Source organism: Aquimarina sp. AWH4_224 (assembly GCF_056160245.1).
This window is the reverse complement of sequence record NZ_JBSWWU010000044.1, coordinates 1-1017: the sequence shown is the minus strand read 5'-3', so window position 1 is coordinate 1017 and position 1017 is coordinate 1. Positions and strand designations below refer to the sequence as shown.

Sequence of the window (1017 nt, the reverse complement as noted above, 5' to 3'; positions counted from 1 at the left end):
CAACGGCTACAGATGATACTCCTGCTGATGTCGCAGAAGATAGTGGAACGACCAACATTGCAGTATTAGGAAACGATAGCTTTGGAGGAGACGGTCCAAGTACCGGAACGATCAATGTGACTGCCATCCCAGCCGCAGTAGGAACTGCAGTTGTAAACAATGGAGGTACACCAAACGATCCGACGGATGATACGATTGACTTTACTCCGGCCTTAGACTATAATGGTCCGGTAACGATCACCTATGAGATTGAAGATGCAGATGGAGATACGGACACCGCTACGGTTACTTTTGATGTAACCCCAGTAGACGATACTCCAACGGCTACTAATGATACTCCTGCTGATGTAGCAGAAGATAGTGGAACGACCAACATTGCAGTATTAGGAAACGATAGCTTTGGAGGAGACGGTCCAAGTACGGGAACGATCAATGTAACTGCCATCCCAGCTGCAGTAGGAACTGCAGTTGTAAACAATGGTGGTACACCAAACGATCCAACGGATGATACGATCGACTTTACTCCAGCCTTAGACTATAATGGTCCGGTAACAATCACCTATGAGATTGAAGATGCTGATGGAGATACGGCTACGGCTACGGTTACTTTTGATGTCACTCCAGTAGACGATACCCCAACGGCTACTAATGATACTCCTGCTGATGTAGCAGAAGATAGTGGAACGACCAACATTGCAGTATTAGGAAACGATAGCTTTGGAGGAGATGGTCCAAGTACCGGAACGATCAATGTGACTGCCATCCCTGCCGCAGTAGGAACTGCAGTTGTAAACAATGGAGGTACACCAAACGATCCGACAGATGATACGATTGACTTTACCCCGGCCTTAGACTATAATGGTCCGGTAACAATCACCTATGAGATCGAAGATGCTGATGGAGATACGTCTAGTGCTACAGTTACCTTCGATGTCACTCCGGTGAATGATACTCCAACGGCTACAGATGATAATTTGACAGTAGATGAAGATAGTACAGCAGGCGTAGCGAATCAGA

1 protein-coding gene is annotated in these 1017 nt (G+C 46.6%); it reads left to right on the top strand.

The genetic code is table 11. The features are described from left to right. Nucleotides 1-1017, top strand: a 1017-nt coding sequence (locus ACXAGJ_RS24615) for a tandem-95 repeat protein (protein ID WP_474843837.1), incomplete at both ends; no start/stop codon positions are given.